1 protein-coding gene is annotated in these 5,756 nt (G+C 70.0%); it reads right to left on the minus strand.

The window, feature by feature from the left end:
- The coding region (locus tag AC068D_RS35505; protein WP_478827281.1) for an amino acid adenylation domain-containing protein at nucleotides 1-5,756 on the minus strand (5,756 nt) is incomplete at both ends.

A 5,756-nucleotide genomic window follows, 5' to 3' on the forward strand; every position in this document is an offset into this window, starting at 1 on the left:
ACCCCCGACGACAACGCCGCCACATGCGAGGGAACCACCTTCAGGAAATCAATCCGACGCTCCGCCAGATACGCCGACACCGCCAACGGATCCGTCACCGCACCCTCGTCCAGGACATGCAGCTCACCACCCGTCGCCAAACTCGCGAACACCACCGTGTTACCCAAGTCCGTCGCCTGCGCCTGCAACAGCGCATACCGACCCCCCGGCACACCAAAGCCCACCCGACCCGGCACCCACGACACATAATTCGCCAACCCACCATGCGTCACCGCCACACCCTTCGGACGGCCCGTCGAACCCGACGTATAGATCACATACGCCACCCCATCCGCATGCACCCCCACCCCAGGAGCAGTCGCCGGCAACGCAGCAAGCTGCATCTCCACCAGCACACCGTCCACCGCCACCAAACGAACCCCCACAGAGGGCAGCTCATCCAGAATCTCCTCAGTCGTCAGCACCAACGCCGCACGACTGTCCTTCACCATGAAGGCCACCCGCTCCGTCGGCTGCCCGGCATCCACCGGCAAATACCCAGCACCCGCCTTCCACACCGCCAGAATCCCGACGAACGTCTCCACACCCCGCGGCAGACACAACCCCACCACCGACTCCGCCCCCACACCCTGACCCACCAAATAGTGCGCCAACCGGTTCGCCCGCTCATCCAACTCCGCGAACGACACCTCCACACCATCCGCAACCACCGCCACCGCATCCGGCGTCCGGCCCACCTGCCCCTCAAACAACTCCACAACCGCCACACCCGGCACCACAGCAGAAGTCGCATTCCAACCCGAAAGCACACACTCCCGCTCGACCTCACCCAGCACATCCACCACACCCACCGGCACACCCGGCTCCCGCGTCACCACATCCAGCACCCGCACCCACGCCAACGCGATCCGCGACGCCCACTCCGCATCGAACAGATCCGCCGACACCGTCACCGAACCACGCACACCCCCCGGACGACCATCCACACCAAACACCTCGGCGACGATGACATCCAGGTCGAACTTGGCCGCCGACTCGTACACTGCCGCGGCTCGGATCTCCTCCGCACTCTCCCCGCCGGTCTGTTCCTCAGCGTTCAGGCCGGGAAGGTCCAGCACCGCGTCGATGGTGTTCTGCGTCGTCAGCACGACCTGGAAGAGGGGGTGGCGGGCCATCGACCGTGCCGGGGCCAGTTCCTCGACCAGCTTCTCGAACGGCACGTCCTGATGCGCCAGAGCCGACAGCGTCGTCTCCCGCACCCGGCCCAGCACCTCACGGAACGTCGGGTCCCCCGACAGATCCGTCCGCACCACCAGCGTATTGATGAAGAAACCGACCAGATCGTCCAGCGCCTCATCCGTACGACCGGCATTCGCCGAACCGATCGGAATGTCCGACCCCGCACCCAGCTTCGACAGCAACACCGCCAACGACGCCTGCAACACCATGAACGGCGTCACACCCTCAGCACGCGCCACCTCCACCAACCGCGCATGAACCTCCGCCGGAACCTCCAGCGACACGCGGTGACCACGGTGGGACGCCACCGCCGGACGCGGCCGGTCGAACGGCAGAGCCAGCTCCTCCGGGGCACCCGACAGCGCATCACGCCAGTACGCGATCTGACGGGCGAGCAGGCTGTCCGGGTCCTGCTCGTCACCCAGCAGCTCGCGCTGCCAGAGGGTGTAGTCGGCGTACTGCACCGGCAGCGGCTCCCAGGCGGGCGCCCGGCCCTCGCTCCGTGCCGCGTACGCCACCGACAGGTCCCGCGCCAGCGGTCCCTCCGACCAGCCGTCGCTCGCGATGTGATGCATCACCACGACCAACCACCGCTCATCCGGGCCGGCCTCGAACAGCGCTGCCCTGAAGGGGAGTTCGGCAGAAAGATCGAAGGCGTGCTCCGACACCGCGGCGACCGCGCTCTCCAGGTCGGCCGGTGCCACGTGGGACACCGACAGCTCCCAGTCCAGGTCCTCGATGCCGACGATCCGCTGGTACGGCTCACCGTCGAGGACCGGGAACACGGTCCGCAGCACCTCGTGCCGCCCGAGCACGTCCCGGAAAGCGGCGGCGAGGGCCGTGCGGTCCACAGCACCCGGCAGCCGGAGCAGGGTGGGGACGTTGTAGGTCGCGCCCGGGCCTTCGAGCTGGTTGATGAACCAGAGCCGGCGCTGCGCGAAAGACAGCGGCACCCGCTCAGGCCGCTCCCCCGCCGTCAGCGCCACCCGTGCCCGCTCCGCACCCCCGAGACGGGCCGCCAGACCCGCCACCGTCGGCGCCTCGAACAGCGCCCGCAGCGGTACCTCCACGCCGAGCACCGACCGCACCCGGCCGATCAGCCGGGTCGCGAGCAGGGAGTGGCCACCCAGGGCGAAGAAGTCGTCGTCGACTCCCACCGACTCCACACCCAGGGTCTGGGCGAAGACGGCGCAGAGGATCTCCTCCTGGGGCGTGGCCGGGCCCCTGCCCGTGCCGGTGGTGTACTCGGGGGCGGGCAGGGCCTTGCGGTCCAGCTTCCCGTTGGCCGACAGCGGCAGCGCGTCCAGCACCACCACCGCCGACGGCACCATGTACGCCGGCAGCTGCTCCTCGGCGGACCGGCGCACGAGGGCGGCCAGTTCGTCGGACTCGGTCGTCGGAACGACATAGGCAACCAGGCGCGGTCCAGCGGGGCCGTCCTGGCGGGCGATCACCGCTGCCTGCGCGACCTCGGGAAGCGAAGTGATCACGGCCTGGATCTCGCCCGGCTCGATCCGGAAGCCGCGGATCTTGACCTGCTCGTCGACACGGCCCAGGAACTCCATCTCACCATGGGCGTTCCACCGCGTGAGGTCTCCGGTGCGGTACATGCGCGAGCCCGCCGGACCGTACGGATCGGCCACGAAGCGCTCGGACGTCAGCCCCGCACGGTCGAGGTAACCGCGTGCCAGGCCCGCGCCCGCCACGTACAGCTCGCCCGCCACTCCCACCGGTACGGGGGACAGCGAGGCGTCCAGGACGTACAGCCGGGTATTGGCGATCGGGGTGCCGATCGGCACCTGCTCCACTCCCGGACGGCAGCGCCACACAGCGGCATCCACCGTGGTCTCCGTGGGCCCGTAGGAGTTGAACAACTCCCGGCCATCCGCCCATGTGTCGACCAGTTCCGGCGACAGCGCCTCGCCGCCCGCGTCGATGACCACGTCGGCGGGTATCGAGCCGGCGTCCAGGCCGGCCAGCACGCCGGGCGGGAAAGCGGCGTGCGTCACACCTTCGCTGCAGATGAAGTCGGCCAGCTCGGCGCCGAGCCGCCGCTCAGCCGGGACGACCACCAGCGCCGCCCCAGCCGTCAGGGCGAGCACCCACTCGGAGCAGAACATGTCGAAGCTCACCGAGGCGAACTGCAGCATCCGCGAGCGCGGTCCCACCTTCGTCGGGTACCGCCGCGCCAGAGCCGCCGCGGTGTTCGCGAACCCGTCGTGCGTCAGCACCACGCCCTTCGGCCGACCCGTCGAACCCGACGTGTAGATCACATACGCCGCGTGGGCGAGCAGCACAGCGGGCCGTTCGTCCTGGCCGAGGTCCGTCTCCGCCAGGCCGTTCAGCAGGGACACGGTCTCCGGAGAGCCCGTCACCACGGTTGGTGCTGCGTCCCCGGGCACCACACCCACGGTGTCCGTCGAGGCCAGTGCCAACACCGGCCGGGCATCCTCGAACATGTAGGCGATGCGGTCCGCCGGGTACTCGGGGTCGACGGTCAGATATGCCGCCCCCGCCTTCAGCACGCCGAGCACCGCCACCATCTGGTCGGCGCCGCGGCCCATCACCACGGCGACCACCGATTCCGGCCCGACCCCCCGGGCAAGCAGCAGACGCGACAACTGGTTCGCCCGCCTGTTCAACTCCCCGTACGAGAGCGCCACACCGCCTTCCAGGACAGCCGCCGCCAGCGGGTCGCGGGCCGCCTGCGCCTCGAACTGCTCGGTCACCGTGACCGGGGGGACCTCAACCGCCGTGGCGTTCCACTCGGTCAGCAGCTGCTCGCGCTCGGCATCGTCGAGCACCCGCACCGCGTGCAGCGGCAGCTGGAGGTCATCGGCCAACAAGGCCAGCACTCGCCCGAACCAGACCGCGATGCGCTCGACCGTCTCCGGCTCGAACAGGTCGGCTGCCGCGACCACCGCGCCACGGACCCCGGCCGGGGAACCGGAGGCGTCGAAGACCTCCTCGACGTCGACCTCGAGGTCGAACTGCGAGACCGACTCACCGGCCGACAGCGTCCTGGCCCCGGTCACGAGCCGGTCGGTCACGGCGTCCGTCACGTTCTCCAGAGACAGGGAGACCTGGAAGAGCGGGTGCCGTGCGAGGGACCGGGACGGGGCGAGTTCCTCGACCAGCTTCTCGAAGGGCACGTCCTGATGGGCGAATGCGGACAGGCTCGTCTCTCGTACGCGTGCCAGGACGTCGGCGAAGGTCGGGTCGCCGGAGAGGTCCGTCCGCAGCACGAGGGTGTTGACGAAGAAACCGACCAGGTCATCGAGTGCCTCGTCCGTACGGCCGGCGTTGACCGTGCCGATCGGGATGTCCGTGCCGGCGCCGAGGCGGTTGAGCAGGACCGCGAGGGCGCTCTGCAGCACCATGAACATGGTCGCGCCTTCGGACCGCGCGGTCTCGGCCAGCCGCGCGTGGACGGCCGCCGGGATCTCCAGCGGTACACGGTGGCCGCGGTAGCTGGACGTGGCAGGCCGCGCGTGGTCGGCCGGCAGCTCCAGCTCCTCCGGAGCACCGGCCAGTTCCTCGCGCCAGAAGGTGGTCTGGCGGGACATCAGGCTGGACGGGTCGTCGGCGTCGCCCAGCAGCTCGCGCTGCCAGAGCGCGTAGTCCGCGTACTGCACCGGCAGCGGCTCCCACTCCGGTGCCCGGCCCGCCCGCCGCGCCGCGTGGGCGGCCGAAAGATCCCGCACGAGCGGGCCTCTCGACCAGCCGTCGCCGGCGATGTGGTGCGTCACCACGACCAGCGTGTGCTCGCCCGTATCGGTCCTGAACAGCCAGCTCCGGAACGGTACCTGCTGGGCCAGGTCGAAGGTGTGGTCGAACGCGGCGGACACCGCGTCGTCCAGGTCGGCCGATGCGACCTCTGCGACCTCCAGCTCCCACTTCAGGTCGTCGATGCCGATGATCCGCTGGTACGGCTCGCCGTCGACCGTCGCGAACACTGTGCGCAGAACCTCGTGACGCCCGAGCACGTCCCGCAGCGCGGCGTTCAGAGCCGCGACGTCGACCTCTCCGGCCAGCCGCAGTGCCATCGGGATGTTGTACGTCGAGCTCGGGCCCTCCAACTGGCCGATGAACCAGAGGCGACGCTGGGCGAAGGAGAGCGGCAGGAGCTCCGGACGCTCCACGGCCGTGAGAGCTTTCCGGGTCGCCCCGGCACCTGCGAGCCGGGCAGCGAGGCCGGCCGGGGTCGGGGCCTCGAACAGGGCACGGACCTCGACGTCGACGCCGAGCGCCGCACGTATCCGGCTCGTCACACGGACGGCGAGCAGGGAGTGTCCGCCGAGTGCGAAGAAGTCGTCGTCGACGCCGACTTCGGGCACCCGCAGAACCTCGGCGAACGCCTGGCACAGCGCCCGCTCGCGTTCGTTGGCCGGTTCACGCCCGGAACCGGCACCAGCCGACAGCTCCGGGGCGGGCAGGGCCTTGCGGTCGAGTTTCCCGTTGCCGGTCAACGGCAACGCGTCCAGGACCACGACCGCGGACGGCACCATGTGTTCCGG

Source organism: Streptomyces sp. NPDC043861, assembly GCF_056435905.1.